20 protein-coding genes are annotated in these 21,239 nt (G+C 59.8%); 11 read left to right on the forward strand and 9 right to left on the reverse strand.

Annotated features, from left to right (window positions below; genetic code table 11):
• Window positions 1-451 precede the first annotated feature (451 nt).
• The 8 genes from C8K44_RS26170 to C8K44_RS26200 all read right to left on the reverse strand — a co-directional run bounded on the left by C8K44_RS26170 (window position 452) and on the right by C8K44_RS26200 (window position 6,721).
• Window positions 452-1,585: an aminomethyltransferase family protein gene (locus C8K44_RS26170; protein WP_109578692.1), complete on the reverse strand. Its 1,134-nt coding sequence runs from the start codon at window positions 1,583-1,585 to the stop codon at window positions 452-454.
• A gap of 212 nt (window positions 1,586-1,797) precedes the next feature.
• On the reverse strand, window positions 1,798-2,409 hold the full coding sequence (locus tag C8K44_RS26175; protein ID WP_158282808.1) for a HupE/UreJ family protein: 612 nt from the start codon (window positions 2,407-2,409) through the stop codon (window positions 1,798-1,800).
• Between the two features lie 50 nt (window positions 2,410-2,459).
• Entirely contained in the window at window positions 2,460-3,506 is a 1,047-nt protein-coding gene (locus C8K44_RS26180) for an arginase family protein (protein ID WP_109578694.1), read from the reverse strand.
• Between the two features lie 25 nt (window positions 3,507-3,531).
• The gene (locus tag C8K44_RS26185; protein ID WP_109578695.1) at window positions 3,532-4,605 is read right to left on the reverse strand and encodes an agmatinase family protein; all 1,074 of its coding nucleotides are present in this window, start codon (window positions 4,603-4,605) and stop codon (window positions 3,532-3,534) included.
• A gap of 26 nt (window positions 4,606-4,631) precedes the next feature.
• Entirely contained in the window at window positions 4,632-5,021 is a 390-nt protein-coding gene (locus C8K44_RS26190; protein WP_109578696.1) for a hydrogenase maturation nickel metallochaperone HypA, read from the reverse strand.
• A gap of 9 nt (window positions 5,022-5,030) precedes the next feature.
• Window positions 5,031-5,756: a hydrogenase nickel incorporation protein HypB gene (gene hypB / locus C8K44_RS26195; RefSeq protein WP_245417647.1), complete on the reverse strand. Its 726-nt coding sequence runs from the start codon at window positions 5,754-5,756 to the stop codon at window positions 5,031-5,033.
• 53 nt (window positions 5,757-5,809) lie between these two features.
• Window positions 5,810-5,959, reverse strand: a complete 150-nt coding sequence (locus C8K44_RS28105) for a hypothetical protein (protein WP_245417648.1) — start codon at window positions 5,957-5,959, stop codon at window positions 5,810-5,812.
• 57 nt (window positions 5,960-6,016) lie between these two features.
• Window positions 6,017-6,721: a TetR/AcrR family transcriptional regulator gene (locus C8K44_RS26200; protein ID WP_109578698.1), complete on the reverse strand. Its 705-nt coding sequence runs from the start codon at window positions 6,719-6,721 to the stop codon at window positions 6,017-6,019.
• A gap of 734 nt (window positions 6,722-7,455) precedes the next feature.
• Here C8K44_RS26200 and C8K44_RS27410 point away from each other — a divergent pair.
• The 5 genes from C8K44_RS27410 to C8K44_RS26220 all read left to right on the forward strand — a co-directional run bounded on the left by C8K44_RS27410 (window position 7,456) and on the right by C8K44_RS26220 (window position 10,973).
• The gene (locus C8K44_RS27410) at window positions 7,456-7,647 is read left to right on the forward strand and encodes a hypothetical protein (RefSeq protein WP_146204016.1); all 192 of its coding nucleotides are present in this window, start codon (window positions 7,456-7,458) and stop codon (window positions 7,645-7,647) included.
• Window positions 7,647-9,059 carry a cytosine permease gene (locus C8K44_RS26205; protein WP_109578699.1) on the forward strand — a complete coding sequence of 471 codons (1,413 nt, stop codon included), beginning with the start codon at window positions 7,647-7,649 and terminating at the stop codon, window positions 9,057-9,059. Before C8K44_RS27410 ends, C8K44_RS26205 begins: the two co-directional genes overlap by 1 nt.
• An 82-nt stretch (window positions 9,060-9,141) precedes the next feature.
• The gene (locus tag C8K44_RS26210) at window positions 9,142-9,738 is read left to right on the forward strand and encodes a helix-turn-helix transcriptional regulator (protein ID WP_281063012.1); all 597 of its coding nucleotides are present in this window, start codon (window positions 9,142-9,144) and stop codon (window positions 9,736-9,738) included.
• A gap of 183 nt (window positions 9,739-9,921) precedes the next feature.
• Window positions 9,922-10,353, forward strand: a complete 432-nt coding sequence (locus C8K44_RS26215; RefSeq protein WP_109578707.1) for a hypothetical protein — start codon at window positions 9,922-9,924, stop codon at window positions 10,351-10,353.
• 200 nt (window positions 10,354-10,553) lie between these two features.
• A complete protein-coding gene (locus C8K44_RS26220; RefSeq protein ID WP_109578708.1) occupies window positions 10,554-10,973 on the forward strand; it encodes a universal stress protein in 420 nt (139 codons plus the stop codon).
• Window positions 10,974-11,489: 516 nt separating this feature from the next.
• On the opposite strand, the gene C8K44_RS26225 is transcribed toward C8K44_RS26220, so the two are convergent.
• Window positions 11,490-12,509: a LacI family DNA-binding transcriptional regulator gene (locus C8K44_RS26225; RefSeq protein ID WP_109578709.1), complete on the reverse strand. Its 1,020-nt coding sequence runs from the start codon at window positions 12,507-12,509 to the stop codon at window positions 11,490-11,492.
• A 277-nt stretch (window positions 12,510-12,786) separates the two neighbouring features.
• On the opposite strand from C8K44_RS26225, the gene C8K44_RS26230 reads away from it, so the two are divergent.
• The 6 genes from C8K44_RS26230 to C8K44_RS26260 all read left to right on the forward strand — a co-directional run.
• Window positions 12,787-13,833 (forward strand): sugar ABC transporter substrate-binding protein, encoded by a 1,047-nt coding sequence (locus C8K44_RS26230; protein ID WP_109578701.1) that lies wholly within the window; start codon window positions 12,787-12,789, stop codon window positions 13,831-13,833.
• 65 nt (window positions 13,834-13,898) lie between these two features.
• Window positions 13,899-14,720 carry an ATP-binding cassette domain-containing protein gene (locus tag C8K44_RS26235; RefSeq protein ID WP_199227213.1) on the forward strand — a complete coding sequence of 274 codons (822 nt, stop codon included), beginning with the start codon at window positions 13,899-13,901 and terminating at the stop codon, window positions 14,718-14,720.
• Window positions 14,717-15,979, forward strand: a complete 1,263-nt coding sequence (locus C8K44_RS26240; protein WP_109578703.1) for an ABC transporter permease — start codon at window positions 14,717-14,719, stop codon at window positions 15,977-15,979. The genes C8K44_RS26235 and C8K44_RS26240 overlap by 4 nt, the downstream gene beginning before the upstream one ends.
• Before the next feature lie 25 nt (window positions 15,980-16,004).
• Window positions 16,005-16,733, forward strand: coding sequence for an SDR family oxidoreductase (locus C8K44_RS26245; RefSeq protein ID WP_109578704.1), 729 nt, complete (start codon window positions 16,005-16,007; stop codon window positions 16,731-16,733).
• 60 nt (window positions 16,734-16,793) lie between these two features.
• A complete protein-coding gene (locus C8K44_RS26250; protein ID WP_109578705.1) occupies window positions 16,794-18,425 on the forward strand; it encodes an FGGY-family carbohydrate kinase in 1,632 nt (543 codons plus the stop codon).
• 277 nt (window positions 18,426-18,702) lie between these two features.
• The coding region (locus tag C8K44_RS26260; RefSeq protein ID WP_146204017.1) for an autotransporter outer membrane beta-barrel domain-containing protein at window positions 18,703-21,239 on the forward strand (2,537 nt) is incomplete at its 3' end.

The following is a 21,239-nucleotide window of genomic DNA, read 5'->3' on the forward strand; positions in this document are numbered from 1 at the left end:
CGGACACAAGGTACCGATATCGTTGATCAATCACGATGGCGCCACCAGCCCGTCATTGTGAAACAGCCGGGAAACTCCACCTTCCGGCGGTCCAATAAACGGTATCGGATCAAAACCGCCGAGGCTCTAATTGCCGCTGGATGACAGTTCAGTGGCAGGTCAGGTAGAGGTTTCGCTTCTCGCATGGCAGCGGAACTTGTATCGATTGCCCGTGCAAACGGATCGCTGACAAAATTTCACGCTTTCACGCTGCCGACCGAGAACCCATCGACGCGCATCCTCGCTGGCCTTGGCTTTTGCCGTGCGGGGGTGGCACAAGACGATGAGGCTGGCGAAGTGTGGCGATGGGAGCTTGAGCTTAACAATCAGGGCGCATCGCTCTGAATCCCAGCCTTCGCATCTTCAAGAGCAGACAGTCATGTCGCTTCGCCCCTCCCCTCCCCTTCCTGTATCAGCCCTTTGCGGTGCGCTTTTTCTTCTCCGGGTCGTCGAAGGTCAACGTGTGGGCAATGGCGTTTGCTCTCAGCGACTTGCCACGCACCTCAAGCTTCACGCCTTGCTTGGCATAGGGCACGTCGAGACGAACGATCGCCATCGAGCGCTTGGTCAGTTTCGAATAAGACGGGCAGGTGATGACACCGATCTTCTTTCCATCAGCCCAGACCTCGTCGCCGAGATCGGCCATCTTGTCGCCTTCGATCAGCATACCGAAAATCTTGAAGCGTTCCTTGCCCTTCTGGCGGTAGTGCTCTTCGGCACCGCGGAAGCCAGTCTTGCCAGGCGAAACTGTGAAGTCGAGACCGAGTTCCCACAGGCTGTCGCCGGCTGGCTCACCGGAAATGGGATACATCTGCGAGTTGTCATAGGGGAAAAACAGCAGATAGCTCTCAACCCGCAGCAGGTCGAGCGTGCTGAAGCAGCATGGAATGATGCCCATCTCCTTGCCTTCGGAAAGGATCGTGTCCCAGACTAGGCGCGCATCCTGCCCGCGTACAAAGATCTCGTAACCGCGCTCGCCGGTATAGCCGGTACGCGAAATGGTCACTGGAGCGCCAAACAGTATGGTGTGAATGTGGTGGAAATAGTTGAGGTCGCGGATGCCCGGCACGTGCTTGGCAAGGAAATCGACCGCCACCGGGCCTTGCAGAGAAAGGTCGTGCAGATCGTCATCGAACAGCACCGCACAATTGCGGCCAGCCGCCTGCTTGACGATCTCTTCATGCGCGGTACCGGTGCCCGAGACTAGCATCCACGAATTGGGTCCGTTGCGGTAGATCACGCAATCGTCGATCAGATGGCCGCGCTCGTTGAGCATGGTGGCATAGACCGAACGGCCTGGCTGGATCTTCGCGACGCTGCGAGTGGTGACGTATTCTAGAACCGCGATTGCATGCGGGCCAATCAAGTGCATCTTGCGCAAGCCCGATACGTCCATCAGGCCGGCTTTGGTTCGGATCGCAACATGCTGGTCGAACGGGTCGGCATCGTAGGTCCATGCCGTGCCCATGCCACTCCAATCCTCGAGATTGGAACCCAGCGCGCGGTGTCGGTCGCCCAAAGCGGTAAAGCGCCAGCTCAAAGTCATAGTCTTCTCCAGTCAAAAGGGATCAGGCAGGCGGGCAAGAGGCCGCGCCTGGCGGTGCCTTTGATCGCGGCTCGATTGCGAGCAGCGACAAATGTGGGGATATGAAGTTCGGCAGTCGCCTCGGCATCCGCGGCGCTGGCCTGAGCGTCCTTTAACGCTCAGGCCGCGCGGAGTGCCGTCGTGCCACCTCCGCTGTTTGCCGGCCTAGCCCGTCAGCCGGCCAGGCCAGCCACCATGGCAACGCCTGCTGCGGCCATGCCACTACCACCCAGTTTGAGCGCTGAGCGCCAGGACAAACGGGCAATGAAGGACGCAAGCGAAAAGCCCATTGCATGCAGGACCACGGTAGAGGCCACAAAACCTAGCCCGTAGAGGAAGGCATTGCTGGCGATCGGCAACTCTTGGCCATGGGCGAAGCCATGCAGACTGCCGAATGCAAGCGTCATCGCAAAGGCTGCGGCGAACGGCACCCTGCTGCCCAGCGCAACGATTGCACCCAGCAGCACCACCGAACCGCCTATGCCCAGTTCGATGAAGGGTAGCGCAAGGCCGGTCATGCCCAGGACCGCGCCTGCGATCATCCCAATGACGAAGCCCAGCGGCAGCCAGCGAAACACCGGTTCGTTGTCGGCGTTCTGCCCGGCCCAGATACCCACCCCTGCCATGGCAAGGATATGGTCTAGCCCGGACAGCGGGTGAGACAGGCCGGCTCCGAGACCGCCCGCCTCGGGCAGAAAATGCGCGTAGCTCGGCATCGTCGAGGCGACATAGGCAACAGCAACCGCTGCTGCGAAGCGCGTCATCTTTGTTGTGTTCGTGTTCACCATCAACTCCTGTGGCCGGCCGCAGCCGGCCTTGTGCAAGTGGTTGTCTCTTACTCGGCGGCGATCAGGTCGGTGCGGCGCAGCTTGGCGTCGATCACGTCACCATCCTGCGCTGCCAGCGAGGCCATCAGGCGCATGATGACGCACGCGGCCAACCTGGCTGCCGTGCCGCTGATGTCGAAGATCGGGCAAAGCTCGGTGAGGTCGATGACGCTGACACCGCCGCGCTTGGCGATCATGTCGGCGATGCGCATCATCTCACGCGACTCGATGCCTCCCGGCTCCGTCGATGTGACGCCGGGTGCCGCTGACGAATCCATGACGTTGAAGTTAAAGCTGAGATACTGCGCGTCAGTGCCGTTCCAGACGCGATCGATCGAACGCTCGACCAGCGGGAAGATGCCGCCGTCGATCAGGTCGAACATCGTGTCGTATCGCATGCCCCTCTCCTTCGAAAGATCGATATGATCCTTGGGGTTCATGGCGTTGCGAGCACCCAGATGTGCGACATTCCTGATGTCGAGATTGGGCAGTTCGGTGATGCGCGCCATGGCGCAAGGAGCGAGATTGCGTTCGCCAGCCCAGCTGTCGGCCATGTCGAGCTGGGCGCCGAAATGCATGTAGCCCATCTTCTTGGATGCCCCGATGTGGTCGGAAAGCGCGCGTGCCGCAGCAATGGAGATCGAGCGGTCGCCGCCGCAGATGATCGGGGTGAGGCCGGATTTCAGCACTTCGCGAACCGCACGATAGATGCGTTCGTGGGCTACTTCGGGGCTGACCTTGGGCATCGAAACGTCACCGCAATCAACAGCCTTGCCGTGCAGGTCGACATTGTATTCGAACCAGTAGGAGAAATACTCCTGTGAAACGAGACGGAATTCACGCGGGCCGTCTTCCGATCCGGGCTTGCCGACATTGCCCTCGTCGAAGGGCACACCCACGAAGGCATATTTGGCGCCGCAGGCCTTCAGTGCTTCGGCGTTCAGCGGCACGTGAGCCGAACGCAGGAACGTGATCAGGCCAGGTGCGCGGTAGTTGTCACCGGCGTCGCCGCCAAGCGGCGAGAACAAATGCGCATAGGATTTTGCTGGGTTCATGACTGTATCTCCTCCCTGAGAATTCTTACGGTTGCTTGCCCTGCTGGCGCAGGGTCTGAGCGCGTGAACCGAGATAGTGGTAGATCATGTTGACCGTCATCTTGGCGCTGATCTGGCTGGAGTCGAAGTAGGGGCAGAGCTCGACGACATCGAGAATGTCGCAGCCGTGCCGGCCAGCGATGCGCGCGAACTGGATCGCTTCGCGCCCCTTCAGGCCGTAGCATTCCGGCGAGGTAGAGCCGGGCATGCAGCTCATGTCGATCGAGTCCGTATCCCAGGTGAAGTAGAGCGTGTCGGCGTCCTTCTTCACCCGTTCGAAGATCTCGTTGGCGCACACTTCAAGGCCGCGCTCGATCATCTCGGGCATGGTGACGACACGGATGTCGTTGTCGACGTAGAAATCCCACCAGTCCTTGGGATTGAGCCCGTTGCGCGAGCCCATATGCGCCATGTTTCGGGCATTGCAGTTGGGCAGGTCGAGAGCGCGCGGCGCACCGGAGCAATTGGTGATCAGATTGCCCGCCCAGTCGGGTCCTGCGTCGAGATGGCTGTCGACATGCAGGTAGCCCATCTTGCCGCTGCCGGTGAAGCGCGACAGCGCCTTGGCGCCAGGGATCGGCAGGGAATGGTCGCCACCGAACAGGATCACCTTGGCCCCACCTTCGAGGCATTCGGTGACGTAGTCGGTGGTGTATTCCTGCGACTTGATATTGTTGCCGGGCACGGTCGGCACATCGCCGCAGTCTACTACGCGGAAATAGCTCAACAGGTCGACGTCGTACTCGAACATGTAGGGAAAGTACTGCGTCGTCGCCTCCCGCAAGCCCGAAGCACCCTGCGAAGCGCCGGCGCGCACGATCTGGCCCTGATCCCAAGGCACGGCCAGGAAGCAGATCTTTGCCCCCATTTCGCGGATCTTGTGACGGTCCGGCGGGCAATAAGGTGCGCCCATGAAGGTGGCGAGACCCCTGGATTTGAACGAGCCGTTGTGCAGCTTCGGAGAGTAGATATGATCATGTTCGCCGAACTGCTCGGCGGGGCCACGATGTTGATGTGGCGTGAACTCCCACTTGGCTATGTCTGCTTTTCGATCAAGCATGCTGCTGTTCCTCCCAACAGATGTAACTACTGAAGTGTTTGCCCAACCGGGGCCAACGCCGGATGCGGAGCTTCGTCCTCAAGCTCGATATGGGTCAGTTCCATTTCGCGCCCCGACAGCACCTTGCGCGAAGGCCTCCCGCAGTCTGGGCAGCGCAGATTGGAAAGAGAGATAGGCGAGCGCGCCTCTGCGCAGTGCTCGCAGAATATGGTCAACGGCACTTCTTCAATGTGCAGCTTTGCGCCCTCGCAAGGGGTGCCGCGCGTGGCTGGACCAAAGCAGAAATAGAGCGAGCGGGCGATGCCGCACATGACGCCGAGGCGCACATGCATTCCAGTTACCCGGGCACGACCGTTACGCGATGCGTGATCGCTGGCGAGATCGATCAGGCTTGAAGCAATGGTGAGTTCGTGCATGACGCCACCTCACGCATGCAAGGTGTTGCGGATGGATTCCACCCGCGCCTGCAGGTCTCGAGCGAGGTCCTGCAATTGCAACTGGCGGGCACGGACGATCCAGTCGAGCCAATCGGTCATCCCCGTACCGTCGCGCGCCGAGACCACGATGCTTTCGATCGTTGGGTTGATCTCACGGGCACGCGAAATGCAGGCTGCGATATCGAAATCACAATAAGGCGCCAGATCCGATTTCGAGATGACCAGAAGGTCGGCGGCAGCAAATGCTTCTGGATACTTGACCGGTTTGTCGTCGCCTTCGGTCACCGACAAGATGACCACCTTGTGGGCTTCGCCAAGGTCGAAGCCTGCCGGGCACGCCAAATTGCCGACATTTTCGATGAACAGCACACCACCCTGCTCCAGCGAAAGCGATGCAAGCGCGCGCTGGATCATGTCGGCGTCGAGATGGCAGCCCTTGCCGGTATTGATCTGCACTGCCTGGGTGTCAGTTGCCCGAATGCGGTCGGCGTCGTTGGTGGTTTCTTGATCGCCTTCGATCACCCAGGTCGGGAACGTGCCTTTCAAACGCTGCAAGGTTTCGACCAGCAAGGTGGTCTTGCCCGCACCGGGGCTTGCAATCAGATTGAGCCCAAGTACGCCATGGCCACAGAGTTCGCCCCGCACGTCGTCGGCGAACATGTCGTTCTTGGCCAATATCTCCTGTTCTATCTGCACCAGCCGTTTCTGGCTCATGCCCGGCACATGGGTCTTGGCCGCGTCCTTGCCGAAATGTAGGTCGCGGTTGCCTAGATTTTCGACTGTGTGATGGTCATGGTCGTGATGATGATCAGCATGATGACCATGATGATGGGAATGTCCGTCACCGTGATCGTGCCCGTCATGTTGATGCTGGTAGCTATCGTAGCGGTGATGTTGGTGCTCGTGGCTTCCACCATCGCCCTTGCCATCGATGCGAATGTTCTCTGGCCCGCAGCCGCATAGCTGACACATGGCTATCTCCCGTTTTTTGTCGTGGACGGAGTCTTGGTTTTGGCATCTCCGGCATAGTGCAACAGGCCCCAGACCACCTCCTTGAGATAACTCATCGCCGCTGGGATCGGGGCGCCATGCGGCATGAAACTGCCGAAGTAGATGCCGTCGATGTTGCGCGAGATGAACGCCGCCATCTCATCGGGGTCTGGACAGGCAAACATCTCGACCTCGACGCCCTTACGGATGCAATCGGCGAGAACCCGCTTTTCGGACTCGTAGAAGTCCTCAACGAAACTATCGATGAACCTGGGGCCAGCGTCCTTGGCGCCACCGGCATTGACGAACATGATGCGTACGAGGCTGCGCAGCGTCTCCGACATCTCGACATTGAGGTCCAGATAAGCGCTCAACAGTTCGGCGGGGCTTTCATGCCGGGCAACGACTTCACCATAGTTGGTCATCAGCCGGTCAAGCGCATGAAGGACAGAGGATTGGTATAGCGAGTCCTTATTCTTGAAGTAATAATAGATAAGAGAATGAGCAACGCCCAGCTTCTTGGCGATAAGCGGGATCGTGACGCTCTCGTAATCTTCTTCAGCGAAGCACTCCAGCGCTGCCTCCAGCAGCGATTCCGCCCGAACCCCGGGATTGCGATAGAAACGGGTCTTGGCCCGCTTCACCGATTTCACACGATCTTCAAGATGAATGAGAGCGGCCGATTCCATGGATGATTCCTGACTGTGAGCATTGCCGAGAAGGTTTGGCGCGGCAGCATCGATTCAGCACCTGAAGGAAAGGCAAGTTGCCGCTTCAGATGTCGGTGCACTGAGGTACTTGATTGCTCTTTCGACCTTGACGCTACGCATCTTTGACAGACGTGTCAACAGGCGTTTTTGGCACTTTTTTCGATGCGTCGCGAAAAATGGCTAGCTTACTTACGTCCACCGGCGCCCTGAGGACGCCTACAGCGAATGTCGATGTGGGCAGCTAATATCCTGATAAATAACGATATGTTATCTGCGTGAATGCACTTAACGTGCAGGAACGTTTCGTATGAACTCCCGTGACGCCTTGCCAACTTCTTAGCCCAAAATGGACGGGCGCTGTTGCATATGTGCGCTATCTCTAATATTTTTACAGCAATGTCAGGAAAAGGTTTGACAGCGAAATCAAACTGCCGCACCTTAAATGAGCCGATGAGCAGGCGCGCCTCAAATGATAAAATTAAGGGGTGCCACACACCCAAGTAACTGCCGGTAATGGGGTCGTTCAGATAGGAGAACCCCGCTTGCGAACCCCCAAAGCATCACACGTAAACAACGGCCGAGGTCACTCTCGCCCGAACGGGCGTTCATGCGATGCCGACCCGCCAGGCACATAAGACTACCCCCGGACAAAGCGCTGGAACTAACCAACGCCTTGGGGAGAAGTATTCATTTAATCTTTGGAGGAGGATAAAATGACAATCACTTCAGCGAGTCCTGACAATGAAATGCGTCGGGAACTCAACAGACGACTGAACATCATTGCGGATCCAAACTATGCGGATCCGGCGCGAACCGACATATCGAGCCGCGAAATCGGCATCTGGTTTGCCGTCACGACCTTCATTCTTGTCGTGTCGATCGCCATGTGGATCGGAGGTAACTGATGGCCCCTCCACCCAAATTCACTGGAGCAAGCGCTGCCTTCGGCACCCTTCCCGTGCTTAAGGAAGAGCGCGAACTCGGCTTTCTCGATCACTCCTGGATCAATATCGGCCTCGCCATCGCCACCTGGGCATTTCTGCTTGGCGGCAGCACCGCTCTGGTCGTCGGCGCCAGGGACGGCATCTACGCGATCATCATAGGCAACGTCATCGGCGTTTCGATCATGGCCGTCAGTGTTTGCATCTCGACCGGCAAGTTCGGGATCGAGCAATTCACCTTGATGCGCAGCGTCTTCGGGCCGACCGGAATCCTTATCCTGGTGGGGTTCTTTCTAGCGATCTACGGTGTCGGCTGGTCGGCGGTCTTGTCGATCATGTTCGGGCGCGCCATCAGCGGCGTCATGAACCAGGTCGGCGGCACACATATCGGCGAAAACGACCTCGGTGTTACGCTCTTCGCCATTCTGGCAATTGCGATCTCGTGGCTGTTGTTGTGGAAGGGTCCAACCGCCGTCAAATGGCTTAACCGCTTCGTAGGCCCCGGCAAGCTCATCTTGTGCTTCAGCATCCTGTTCCTCATCTTCAGCCACAAAAGCTGGAGCGACATCAGCAATGCTGCTCCTCTTGCGCCGTTCGACGACCACCGGATCAACTTCATGATTGCGGTCGAATTCAATCTGGCAGCAGGTTTTGGCTGGTGGCCGGTGCTGGGTAACATTTCACGCTTCACGCGCTCGCCTAGGGCGGCACTGTGGCCCAACCTGATCGGCATCTTCGCCGCCGCTGTTTTGGGAGAGCTGGTTGGCCTGTTTGCAGCACTCAGCCTGGGATCGCATGACCCGACGGCGTGGATGATCCCGCTGGGCGGAGCCTTTGTCGGCGTGACGGCCCTGTTGTTTGTCGGATTGGCAAACATCACCGCCATTGTCAGCATCTTCTACGGCATGTGCCTTGCGATGCGGCAAGCCGGCGGGCGCTATTTCGAGGCACTTCCATGGGGTGTGCTGACCGGCGCGCTGTTTCTTCCAGTCATCGTCATCGCCTTCTTCCCGGGCCAGATCTACGACAACTTCTTCAAGTTCCTGGCCTGGACCGCGCTCGGCTTCGCACCCCTTTCTGGCGTGACGGCGGTCGACTATCTGGTCCTGCGTCGCGGGCGCATCAAGCAATGCGACGTATTCAACGATAGCGCCGATTCCGACTATGCCTTCTGGCGCGGCATCAATCCGGCCTCGTTCGTGGCGCTGGCAGGTGGTGGCCTCGTCTACTACGCCCTGTTCAATCCTCAATCGCTTGCCGCGCATGGGCCATTCATATGGGTTAGCGCATCCGTTCCCGCCTGCGTGATTGCAGCGCTCCTGCACTATGTTCTGACAAGAACGGTTGTGATGCCAGCGAGGCTGGGCGGATACTGATCTCGATTTCGGGTGATCCGTTCAGTGCGACGGATCACCCCGAATTTTTCAAATCCTTTAACGCTATCGGACTCCGGCAGCCGTGAAAAAAGCCAGGGAACCATTGCTGCATAATGCAATTGGTCGGGAGGTTCGCGCCTTTCGGACGCGACACGGCATGAAGGTGAGCGATCTGGCAGCGGCGACCAACCTGTCGGTTGGCATGGTGTCCAAAATCGAAAATGGGGGCATTTCCCCCTCGCTATCGACATTGCAGGCGATATCACGCGGTCTGGCTATACCAATCACGTGGCTGGTTAGCCGCTTCGAGGCCGAACGTACTGCCGTGTACGTTAGAGCGGAGGTGCTCTGCAATGAAGCTGCGAACAAAACTTCAGCCAGCCTGCGGCAGAAACGCCTCGGCCATGCAAGCGCCAACGCGAGTGGCCTTGTGGTCGAACCCTGTTTGATTTCGCTTTTGCAAGGTACCGACATCTTTCCCGTCTGCCGTCACCAAGGCATGGTTTTCCTTTACATGCTGCAAGGCGAAGTCATCTACCGCCTTGGTGGCAGCCACTATCGAATGACAGCAGGCGACAGCCTGTATTTCGATGCAGAAACAGCGCATGGCCCAGACGAAATCGTCGATCTGCCCGTGCGCTGTTTGTCGATCACCTCCAGTCGTCAGGACAGGCCGTAGGATGTTTACTGACTACGCCAACTTGCAAGTCGCCCTTCGAGCTGCTGACCGTTCGGGGATTTGGGCCCGTGAGACGCCGAAGGCAAGCAATGGATGAACCGTTTTCGGCGCATTCATTGAGATTTCTTTGCTGGACTTATGCCGATAGGCGAGCAAACTGCCTCCTTGGGGGAAGGAGGTCACGTGAGAGCACGAACAGCAACTATCGGAGATCTTGAAATAGTCTTTCACGATCTTTCGAAAAGGATGTCGGAAGAATATGCCGCGGCCGGCAAGGACGCAAAGATCGCTTACGACAACTTGATGATGAATCTCAAGGAGGGCCGCGCGCACGCGCTTGTCAAAGACGACCGCGCCGTGGCCATCATTGCCTGGCATGAACATTCGGACGCCGCTGTGACGTCTTTTGCCGCGCAAGAGGAGTTCTTCACCGCGGCAACGGTCCGCTTTTGCAAGCGGCACCTTCGACAGATCCAGCAGCTAGCCGGCAATCTTCCCATCCACTCGAATGGCTGGTTCGACCGACCCGAGGTCACAAGGTGGTTCCGCATCATCGGCTATGTGCAAGTCGGGCACCGGAACGGCGCCACGCTATTCGAACTGCCACCGGCGTAGTCTGCCTAGCCAGCGATGCTTAGGCGCTGATCTCCGGCGTGTCGCAATATTGCTGGCACGCAACGAGACGGCCATCAATCCAACTACTGGATGCAGACCGGGCGACAAGACCGCTTGAGCTTGGTCTCGACATACGACGCCATGGACACACGACACACTATTTGCTGTGATTACGACCTGTTTGAGCAGTGGAGGTAGATTTGTACACGCACATCCTCATAACCACCGATGGTTCGGTCCTTGCACAGAAGGGGGTCGAGCATGGACTGACCTTGGCAAAAAACCTTGGCAGTAAAGCCACAGTGATCACTGTTACCGACCCATACCCATTGAACAGCCCCGCCACGATGGCTTCGTGGTCGGAAGCCCAGACACGCCATGCCGAGGCCGCTTTGAATCTGGCGAAAGAGACCGCCGAAAAGTTCGGCGTGAATGTCGACGTTATCCAAGATTCCGATGACTCGCCGGCGGAGGCCATCGTCAAAACTGCGCACGAGCGTGGTTGCAACCTGATCGTCATGGCATCTCACGGGCGGCGTGGCGTTGGCAGACTGTTGCTCGGAAGTCAGACGGCGGAGGTAGTTCACTACTCGACGATCCCGGTGCTCGTAGTCCGATAGGAGATGCTTCCCGCTAGGGCTGACCCGGCGAAGAAACCCGTTGAACGTAGCGACCTACACTGATTTCTCGGGCAGCCGGGCGACAACTTTGAGGACTCCAAGCACTCTTAGGCAGGAACCTTGTGGCGCATTGCATGTTGTCTCAGGAAGAGCAGGAGACAAAACGATGACGCACGAACATGAAATATTACCCCGCAAGCCAGCGCGAAACTATCGCGACCCCAACGACAAGGACAAGCGTCGAAAGGCAAATAATTCGGGCGAGGAGACCCGATCGCGTCCCAGCCCCCCGAACGTTAAGAGACTTGGCGGTAGCGAGCAGCCAGGCTACCGAATGAAACGGGCTCGCTTTTGGCAGTCCTAACTCAACGGGTATTACTGACAGTTATCCCACCACAGTTACCCTACCGGATTGTGGGCACCCTTGAAGCCGGCAAGACGGTCGCTTCGACCTAACATCCAGTGGACCACCGTTACCTGACAATCGGTGTCGTGGACGCCGCCCCGTTAGTCGCACTACACGGGCTCAACTATGATAGGCGGAACATGAACGGTTTTTACATCGGAAGCACCGGAATCAATGATCTCGAAGACTGCATCGAGCATTGTAGGAACGTCCTGGCGCACCATTTCTATATGATCGCCGAGCATTGCCACGAAGGGGTCCCAATCGAAGCAACCCAACAGCGGAATGCGGTCGGCGTAATGTCCTGATCCGCGAAGCCAGCGCATAACACCTTCCAGCGATATGGTCGAGTTGACGAACATGCCGCGCGGGAGCGACTCCCCGGTTTCTGCCAGTTGCTTCATCGCTTGCTCGGACTTTTCTGGCGCGTAGCCGCAGGTCAGTATCAGCCGCTCATCAACCTTTACGCCAGCGGCGGCATGTGCCGCGCGGAAGCCTCGTACGCGCTCTGAGGTGTTGTGGTCGCTCCCGCGCCCGCCGACGAACAAAAGCGGGGTCATTTCGCCGAATTTCTTCTCGCTGTTGGAAAGCACGCGCCGCGTCAGTTCCAACGCGCCACCGTAATTATCCGAGATCACCGAAGGCGCCCGTGAACCCGGCAGGTCGAGGTTCACCGTGCGGACCCCCGCAGCCGAGCACAGATCGACGATCCTGTCGGGGTCGGTCGCGCCTGTAGCGATCAGGCAGTCAACCTGATAGGAAAGCATCGCCCGTGCCGCGTCGACTTCAAGCGCAGGGTCGCGGCGGGTACAGGTCACAATCGGAAACAATCCGCGGTCGCGTGCCATCGCCTCGAAGCGCTCGACGATCGAGCCGAAATAGCGGTTGTCGTATTTCGGCACGATCATGCCGATGATCTTGGAGCGCTCTCGGCGCAGAACGCTTGCCTGCATGTTCAACGCGTAGCCCTGCTTCTCTGCGAGCAGTGTGATCTTTTCCGCAAGCTGGCTGCTGATGCGGCGCTTTTTCCAGTTTCCATTCAAAACGGCGCTTACAGCGCTTGCCGACGTGCCGGCGAGTTCCGCCAGATCGTAAATCGTCGTTCGTTTTGTCTGCATGCTTCGCTTCACGAATATGGTCTCCACTCAGAGCCACCTTGACATCAACGGGGATTATGGGCAATTCTGCTTCATCGATTGAGCACGCTTGCACAATCGATGAAGTTGCCAGCAAAGCTCAGCTGACTCAGGGAGGAGTCGGACCCAGGAATCTTGACAATCGACGCGGCAGCGCAAGCTGCAGCGAGTGAAGTCGTGCGTCTCGACGGCAATGGCGCAGCAACGCCTGAACTTCGACACCCTTTCGGAAGCCGCTGCTCGCGGGTGCAAATCATTGGTGGAGGAACTTATGAAGACGCTTACTTACTTGCTTGCCACGACCGGCTTGACCGTGACGCTTGGCAGCGCTGCGATGGCGCAGGAAGCCGCCACCGTTGCCTTCTTGATGCCGGACCAGGCCTCGACCCGCTACGAACAACATGACTACCCTGGCTTCAAGACCGAGATGGCAAAGCTTTGCCCCGGTTGCACGGTCATTTATCAGAATGCCAATGCCGACGTGGCGCTGCAACAGCAGCAATTCAATTCCGTAATCGCCCAGGGCGCCAAGGTCATCGTCCTTGACCCGGTCGATTCCGCGGCAGCCGCGGCATTGGTCGAGATCGCTCATTCCCAGGACGTCAAGGTCATTGCCTATGACCGCCCGATTCCGGCAAAGCCGGCGGACTACTACGTTTCCTTCGACAATGAAGGCATCGGCCGCGCCATCGCGCAGTCGCTTGTCGATCACTTGAAGGCGTCGGGCGTTCCAGACGGCGCTGGCGTGCTCCAGATCAACGGTTCGCCAACCGACGCTGCCGCCGGCCTTATTCGCGACGGTATCGACTCCGCGCTCGACGCATCATCCTACAAGACGCTTGCCGAATTCGACACACCGGACTGGGCACCGCCGAAGGCGCAGGAATGGGCCGCCGGCCAGATCACGCGCTTCGGCGACCAGATCAAGGGCATTGTTGCTGCCAATGACGGCACGGGCGGCGGTGCGATCGCAGCGCTCAAGGCAGCAGGCGTCAAGCCGGTTCCCCCGGTCACCGGCAACGATGCGACTATCGCTGCGCTGCAGCTGGTCATTTCGGGAGACCAGTACAACACGATCTCGAAGCCTTCTGAAATCGTGGCGGCTGCTGCAGCCAATGTGGCCGTGAAGCTGCTCAAGGGTGAGACACCCGAGGCACCGAACACGCTCTACGACACGCCTTCACAGCTGTTCGTTCCAGCCGTTGTGACGGCAGAAAACATCAAGGCGGAAGTTTTCGACAAGGGCATCAACAAGCCTGAGGAAGTTTGCACCGGGGAATATATTGAAGGTTGCCGCAAACTCGGCATCATCAACTGACGCTGCAAATTCGCACTCGGCCGCACTTGTCGCGGCCGAGTGCCTTCGGTCGAGAGGTGAAGGCCATGACAGCTAGTATCCAAGGTATGCCTGCCAAGGGAGAGCTCGTGCTGCGCTTGCGCGGCATTTCTAAGAATTTCGGCGCGGTATCGGCGCTCACCGACATCGAACTTGACGTCAATGCAGGTGAGGTCGTGGCCCTTGTGGGCGACAATGGCGCCGGCAAGTCGACGCTTGTCAAGGTACTAGCCGGAGTGCACCAGCCGACATCGGGAACTATCGAATTCAACGGCCAAGGCGTCACCCTCGACAGCCCCGGCAAGGCGCTCGACCTTGGGATTGCGACCGTGTTTCAGGATCTCGCCTTGTGCGAGAACCTTGATGTCGTGGCCAATCTGTTCCTCGGCCATGAAATGTCACCGTGGAATCTGGACGAAGTAGCAATGGAAGTGCGCGCTTGGAAGCTGCTGCGCGAATTGGCGGCGCGCATTCCCTCCGTCCGCGAACCCATCGCGTCGCTGTCAGGTGGCCAGCGCCAGACGGTGGCGATCGCGCGCTCGCTTTTGCTGAACCCCAAGGTCATCATGCTCGACGAGCCGACGGCGGCACTTGGCGTCGCGCAGACCGCCGAGGTGCTCAATCTGATCGAGCGCGTCCGCGAGCGCGGTCTCGGCGTCATCATCATCAGCCACAACATGGAAGATGTGCGCGCGGTTGCCGACCGCATCGTCGTACTGCGCCTGGGGCGCAACAATGGCGTGTTCACGCCTGACGCATCCAACCAGGAACTCGTCGCCGCGATCACCGGCGCCACTGAAAATTCCGTGTCCAGACGTCTCGAACGCAAGTCCGGCCTGGCCAACGAAGCGAGCGGAGCGCTACCATGAGCCAGGACGTTTCGAACAGAGTCTCCCAGACCGAGCCGAAACTCGACCGCAGCGACGAACGCGTGCGCCACGAGGAAAGCATTGTTGGGATGCTGCGCAGTTTCGCCGATCGCGTCCGTTCCGGTGACCTCGGAATGCTGCCGGTCGCTGTCGGCCTGATTGTCATTTCGGTCGTCTTTTCAGCCCTCAATCCGGTATTCCTCGCGCCAAACAACCTGGTGAACCTATTGTTTGATTGCGCCACCGTCGGCGTCATCTCGCTTGGCATCATCTGCGTGCTGGTGCTTGGCGAAATCGACCTGTCGGTCGGCTCAATGAGCGGGCTGGCATCGGCTATGGTCGGTGTTTTGTGGGTCAACATGGGCTGGCCTGTCGCCGGCGCTATCGTCGCCGCGCTGATTGTCGGCGCGTGCGTCGGCATGCTCTATGCCGCTCTCTACAACCGCCTGGGCATGCCGAGCTTCATCGCCACGCTGGCTGGCCTGCTAGCGTTGCTCGGCCTGCAGCTTTTCATCCTCGGGCCGACGGGTTCGATCAACCTGCCTTATGCCTCTCCGCTGGTTCGCTTCGGCCAGATCCTGATCATGCCCAACTGGCTGTCGCACGGCCTGGCCCTTGTACCGGGTCTGGTGATGGTGGCCAAGGGCATTCGCACCATGGCGCAGCGCCAGGGTGCAAACCTCTCCGCCCAGCCCCTCGGCACGCTGATCCTGAAAGCCATCGTGCTGACCGTCGCGCTCGAACTCGCCGTCTTTTATCTCAATCTGGGGCGTGGGGTGCCGTGGATGTTTGCGCTCTTTGTCGCGCTTGCAGTAATCCTCAACTATGCGCTGACGCGTACCAAATGGGGCCGCTCGATGTTTGCTGTCGGCGGCAACAAGGAAGCTGCGCGCCGCTCGGGCATCAATGTGCGCCAGATCTATATGAGCGCCTTTGTGCTGTGCTCGACGCTTGCAGCTCTTGGCGGCGTCCTGTCGGCGTCGCGACTTGCCTCGTCGAGCCAGCAAGCCGGAACCGGCGATGTCAATCTCAACGCGATCGCGGCGGCCGTCATTGGCGGCACCAGCCTCTTTGGTGGACGCGGCAGTGCCTATTCGGCCCTGCTCGGCATCATCGTCATCCAGGCGATCTCGAACGGCCTGACCCTTCTCAACCTCAGCTCGTCGCTTCGCTACATGATCACTGGCGGCGTCTTGGCAATCGCGGTCATCGTCGATTCGCTGGCGCGGCGCTCTCGTGTCAGCCACGGCCGCGCCTGACCTCAATACGGAATGGAGTTCTATTATGCCTGACCTCATGAAGGGCAAAGTCGCCGCCATCACCGGCGCTGCCTCGGGCATTGGGCTCGAATGCGCACGCACGCTCGTGGCCTCAGGTGCAGTCGTCGTGCTCGTCGACCGGGCGCAAGACAGGCTTGAGCAGCTCTGCAAGGAGCTTGGCCCGAACGCCCGGCCGCTGGTCGTCGACCTGCTCAAGCCGGCAGAGGTGTCGGGCATGCTGCCGCGCATCCTCGAGATCGCCGGCCAGTTGGACGTGTTCCATGCCAACGCCGGCGCGTATATCGGCGGCCCGATCGCTGAGGGCGATCCAGACGCTTGGGACCGTATGCTCAACCTCAACATCAACGCGGCGTTCCGCTCTGTCCATGCGGTACTGCCTTATATGATCGCGCAGAAGTCCGGCGACATCCTCTTCACCAGCTCGATCGCAGGTGTTGTGCCGGTCGTTTGGGAGCCGATCTACACGGCCTCGAAGTTTGCTGTTCAGGCTTTCGTCCACAGCACGCGGCGCCAGGTGGCGCAGCACGGCGTGCGCGTCGGCGCGGTGCTGCCCGGTCCGGTTGTCACAGCGCTTCTCGACGATTGGCCGAAGGAAAAGATGGACGAAGCGCTCGCCAATGGCAGCCTCATGCAGCCGAAGGAAGTGGCGGATGCGGTGCTGTTCATGCTGACGCGTCCGCGCAACGTCACCATCCGCGACCTGGTAATCCTGCCAAACAGCGTCGACCTCTAGAGATGTCGCGACGGCTGCCATGCCGTTCGACGAGCCAGTTCTAATCACAGGCGGTAGGCCATGACCAACACTTCCTCCGCGCGTCCCGCCGTGGGAGAGCGCTATCTCGTAGGCGTGGATGTCGGAACCGGCAGCGCCAGAGCAGGAGTCTTCGACTTAACCGGGTCAATGCTTGCATCGGCTAAGCGCGACATCACGCTTTATCGTGAGGCCGGTTCGATCGTCGAGCAGTCAAGCATCGAGATTTGGGCGGCTGTCTGTGCCTCTGTGCGCGAGGCCATCGACAAGGCCGGGATCGATCCATATGCCGTGGCAAGCATCGGTTTCGACGCGACCTGTTCGCTGGTGGTGCTCGGCAGGGATGGCGTCTCGCTGCCTGTCGGTCCCTCGGAAGACCCCGAGCGCAACATCATCGTGTGGATGGACCACCGGGCGGTCGTCCAGGCTGAACGGATCAATGACCAGGGTCACGACGTGCTGCGCTATGTCGGCGGCCGCATCTCCCCTGAGATGGAAACGCCGAAGCTGTTGTGGCTACGCGAAAACCGCCGCCACGTCTTTGACGCTGCATGGCAGTTCTTTGATCTCGCCGATTTCCTGACGTGGCGCGCCACGGGCGATCTCGCACGCTCAACTTGCACGGTGACGTGCAAGTGGACGTATCTGGCCCATGAGGCGCGTTGGGACCCGAGCTATTTTCACCAAATAGGGCTCGGTGTCCTTGCCGACGAGTATTTTTACCGCATCGGCCAGAACGTAGTGGATCCGGGCTCGGCAGTCGGAAACGGCCTCACCGAACGCGCAGCTGAAGAGCTTGGCTTACCTGTGGGTACCCCGGTAGGTGCGGGCATGATCGATGCCCATGCCGGCGGTATCGGCACTGTCGGCGTCGATGGGCCTCTACAGAGCAATCTCGGCTATGTCTTTGGTACGTCGTCTTGCACAATGACCTCGACCGTGAAGCCGGTTTTCGTTCCCGGTGTCTGGGGCCCTTATTACTCGGCCATGGTTTCGGGCATGTGGCTGAACGAAGGAGGCCAGTCGGCGGCGGGTGCTGCGATCGACCAGCTCTTGTCGTTTCATCCCGCAGCTGGCGCGGCACAGGATCTGGCGAAGAGCCAGGGCCACTCGCTTCCGGTCCTACTCGCCGAACTTGCCGCGAAGAAGGTTGGCAAGCTCTCCGACGCTGTCGAACTGGCCGACGGGTTGCATGTCGTGCCGGAATTTCTTGGCAACCGCGCGCCCTTTGCCGATCCGCATGCGCGCGCGGTCGTTGCCGGGCTCGGCATGGAGCAAGACATCGACAATCTTGTGTCGCTCTACATCGCGGGCCTGTGTGGCATCGGCTATGGTTTGCGTCAGATCATCGACGTGCAGGCGACATCTGGCGCGCCGATCGACAAGATTGTCATCAGCGGCGGCGCCGGACAGCTCGACATTATCCGTCAGTTGCTGGCCGATGCAACCGGCAAACCTGTTCTTTCGACGCGTTCGGAAGAGCCGGTTCTTTTGGGGGCCGCCATCCTCGGCAGCGTCGCAGCTGGGGCCTTCGCCGACATCCGGGCGGCGATGGCGACGCTTTCGCGTACGCATAGCACTTACACCCCAGCTCGCGACAAAACTGAGGAGCGGCATATGCAAAGGTACGACGCCTTTAAGAAACTCCAGACCATTGCGCGAGACATCCACTAGACTTCATACACGACATCAGCGGCAGGGTGCCGACGCGGCCCGACAGAACTCGGCCCTGCCGTGCGGCTCGATCAGACCAACCACACGCGAAAAATAGCGAAGCGTTAGTGTCGCCGCATTGGACTGGAAGTAGTCACCGCCCTCCATCGTCGCCAGGCAAGTGCCCAAAAAGCCACATCGCTCGTCAATATCGCTCCACAACCCTCCGCTTAATTGCGTGATTTGAAATATAAGCGCACTTTAATGTGGGCTTTTGGGGCGTCGACGGAGGTGTTCCGTGAGCTCTACGATTTTGCCCGAAGCTCAACCTTGGCAACTGTCGACAAACTCAACTCCATCTCTTTTCAGCTTTCGTAGGACGTCTTCGGTCCTTGCGATCACAGCCGCGCTAGGCGCGACGAGCCAAGGCCCCGCGATTGCCCAGACGGTTGGGCCGAGCCCACCGACGATCGCCACCACCATCAACGTCACCACGGGAACCACCACCGTCGTTGGCAGCACGAGCGTTTCGACGACGGCAGCCACCAATGCAACCAACGTCACTGGCGGCACGCTCGTCATCGACAGTTCTGCTGGGCCGTCTCCCGGGCCAATCAGCTTTCAGAGCGTCAACGGCAACGCGCTTCAGGCGAGTGGTGGAACCATCACAGTGCCGAACGGCGGCCTCAGCATACTCACTCAAGGCGGCCACGCCGTACTGGCCAACGGCGCGACGAGCTCCGTCACACTGAACGGCGCGGCGATCAGCACCACTGGCACCGGCGCCGGGCTGGCGGCGATCGGCGGCACGATCATCGCCAGCGCTGTCGTGGTGAACAATACCGGCACCTCCACGGTGAACGTTTCGGCCGGCCATGGCGCCATCGCGGAGAGCGGCGGCACGGTCAATCTGCACGCAGGCACAAGCATAACGACGGGAGCCTTCAACGCCGTCGGGCTAGGCGCCTCCGGCGCCGGCAGCCGCGTCATCGCCGATGCGCTGATCCCTGTCACGATGAACGGCCGTGGCGCGATGGGGGTCTATCTCCATGACGGCGGCCAGGTCACCCTGCTGCCCGGCTCGACCTTGCAGATGAACGCAACGAGCAGCATCGGCGTCACGGCCGACAACACGACTGTTGCGCTCGGCGCGATCGGCAGTAGGCTGACCATCAACCTGAACGGTGTTGGCGTGGCGGGCCAGGCGGGCAGCACAGGTCTTTTTGCCGTCAACGGCGGCACGCTTGCGCTGGCGAACGTTACCATTACGGGCCCCAACGCGGCCGCTGGTGCCTGGGCGCGCGACACCAGCAGCATCACCATATCTGGCAATAGCATCATCAACATCAATGCCGCGCAGAACCCCACCGCCTATGTGCTGCAGACCGCCAATCTCATCACGACGTCCGGGCAGGTTGGCTCGATCTTCGGCGTGGTGAGCGCCATTCCGGTCAGCGGCCTATTGGCCCAAGGGACGAACGCGCGCGTCACAAGCATCGGCACGACCATCACCGTGACCTCAGGCAACGGAGCGGCTGGCGTCGACGCGGGTGGTCTGGGCGCCACGATCGACATGACCAACAACACCATCACCACTACCGGCGCCAATTCCTTCGGCGTGCGCGTCGATTCCAACGGCACGGTGATTGGCCGCGGCTCCAGCATCACGACGTCGGGAGGTGGCGCGGGCCTCTTCATCAACGGCGGCCCAGGCTCGATCGACCTCACCAACACCGCGGTGCAAACGACTGGCGCCAGTACCTATGGCTTGTATTCACTGAACCTCACGCCCGGCTCGACCAACACGGTCAGTCTTTCCGGCGGCAACCTGACGGCTGCAGACGGTGTTGCCGTCGGAGCGGAAGGTCCACTCAATCTGACAGTGAATGGCGCGGTCGTGACGGGCGGTGGGGGCTACATGCTGGTGGCCTATGAGAATAGTTTCGGCCCACAGCCGACGCTCGTGCAACTGAACGCATCCAACAATGCGGTGCTAACGGGACACGCCCAGGCAGAGCCGCTCGCCAACGCCAACATCAATCTCGCGACGGGCTCGCACTGGACCGGCGGCGCCTTCGATATCACCAACGTTTCGGTTGATCCCACAAGTATCTGGACGATGACCGCGAGTTCTACGGTAAGGCAGCAGGTGACCAATGCCGGCCTGATCGATGTTACCCCACCTGTCGGCGATCCTACCTTGCTGGCAAGCTACAAGACGCTGACGACGCAGAACTTTGTCGGTCAGGGCGGCACGATTGCGCTCAACACCTATCTCGGCGCTGATGGGGCACCGTCGGACATGCTGGTCATCAATGGCGGGACGGCAACCGGCCTGACATCCCTGGTCGTCAGGAACACCACAGGTCCGGGCGCGTTGACGCTCGCCGACGGCATCAAGGTCGTTGACGCCATCAATGGCGCAAGCACGGCCAACGGATCGTTTGTCCTGCGCGGCGACTATGTCACCAAGGACGGGCAGCAGGCGGTGGTCGGTGGTGCCTATGCTTATACGCTGTTCCACAATGGTGTCACCGATCCGACAGACAGCGACTGGTATCTGCGCTCGCAGATTGTCCCGCCGCCCATTCCACCCATTCCCCCCGTTCCGCCGGAGCCCCGCTACTCCCCCGGGGTGCCGGTCTACGAGGTCTATCCGCAGAACCTGCTTTCGCTGGCGGCGGTGCCGACGCTGCAGCAGCGCGTCGGCAACCGCTACTGGACGGAACCCGCCCCGGCACCCGAGACGGTGTTCTGCAAGGACGCCTCGCAGAACTTCCAGTGCCCGGTCACCGGCGCGCAGGCGCAATATTACGCCGGCGCTGCCGTCGGTAA

The sequence above is a fragment of the Aminobacter sp. AP02 genome (genome assembly GCF_003148805.1).
In the GTDB taxonomy this organism is placed as follows: Bacteria; Pseudomonadota; Alphaproteobacteria; order Rhizobiales; family Rhizobiaceae; genus Aminobacter.

Bases quoted from the DNA above. Each gene is read 5' to 3' on its own strand.
- C8K44_RS26170 (WP_109578692.1), bottom strand. From the start codon at position 1,585: ATGACTTTGAGCTGGCGCTTTACCGCTTTGGGCGACCGACACCGCGCG.
- C8K44_RS26180 (WP_109578694.1), bottom strand. From the start codon at position 3,506: ATGAACCCAGCAAAATCCTATGCGCATTTGTTCTCGCCGCTTGGCGGC.
- C8K44_RS26185 (WP_109578695.1), bottom strand. From the start codon at position 4,605: ATGCTTGATCGAAAAGCAGACATAGCCAAGTGGGAGTTCACGCCACAT.
- C8K44_RS26190 (WP_109578696.1), bottom strand. From the start codon at position 5,021: ATGCACGAACTCACCATTGCTTCAAGCCTGATCGATCTCGCCAGCGAT.
- hypB (WP_245417647.1), bottom strand. From the start codon at position 5,756: ATGAGCCAGAAACGGCTGGTGCAGATAGAACAGGAGATATTGGCCAAG.
- C8K44_RS28105 (WP_245417648.1), bottom strand. From the start codon at position 5,959: ATGGTGGAAGCCACGAGCACCAACATCACCGCTACGATAGCTACCAGC.
- C8K44_RS26200 (WP_109578698.1), bottom strand. From the start codon at position 6,721: ATGGAATCGGCCGCTCTCATTCATCTTGAAGATCGTGTGAAATCGGTG.
- C8K44_RS27410 (WP_146204016.1), top strand. From the start codon at position 7,456: ATGACAATCACTTCAGCGAGTCCTGACAATGAAATGCGTCGGGAACTC.
- C8K44_RS26205 (WP_109578699.1), top strand. From the start codon at position 7,647: ATGGCCCCTCCACCCAAATTCACTGGAGCAAGCGCTGCCTTCGGCACC.
- C8K44_RS26230 (WP_109578701.1), top strand. From the start codon at position 12,787: ATGAAGACGCTTACTTACTTGCTTGCCACGACCGGCTTGACCGTGACG.
- C8K44_RS26235 (WP_199227213.1), top strand. From the start codon at position 13,899: ATGACAGCTAGTATCCAAGGTATGCCTGCCAAGGGAGAGCTCGTGCTG.
- C8K44_RS26240 (WP_109578703.1), top strand. From the start codon at position 14,717: ATGAGCCAGGACGTTTCGAACAGAGTCTCCCAGACCGAGCCGAAACTC.
- C8K44_RS26245 (WP_109578704.1), top strand. From the start codon at position 16,005: ATGCCTGACCTCATGAAGGGCAAAGTCGCCGCCATCACCGGCGCTGCC.
- C8K44_RS26250 (WP_109578705.1), top strand. From the start codon at position 16,794: ATGACCAACACTTCCTCCGCGCGTCCCGCCGTGGGAGAGCGCTATCTC.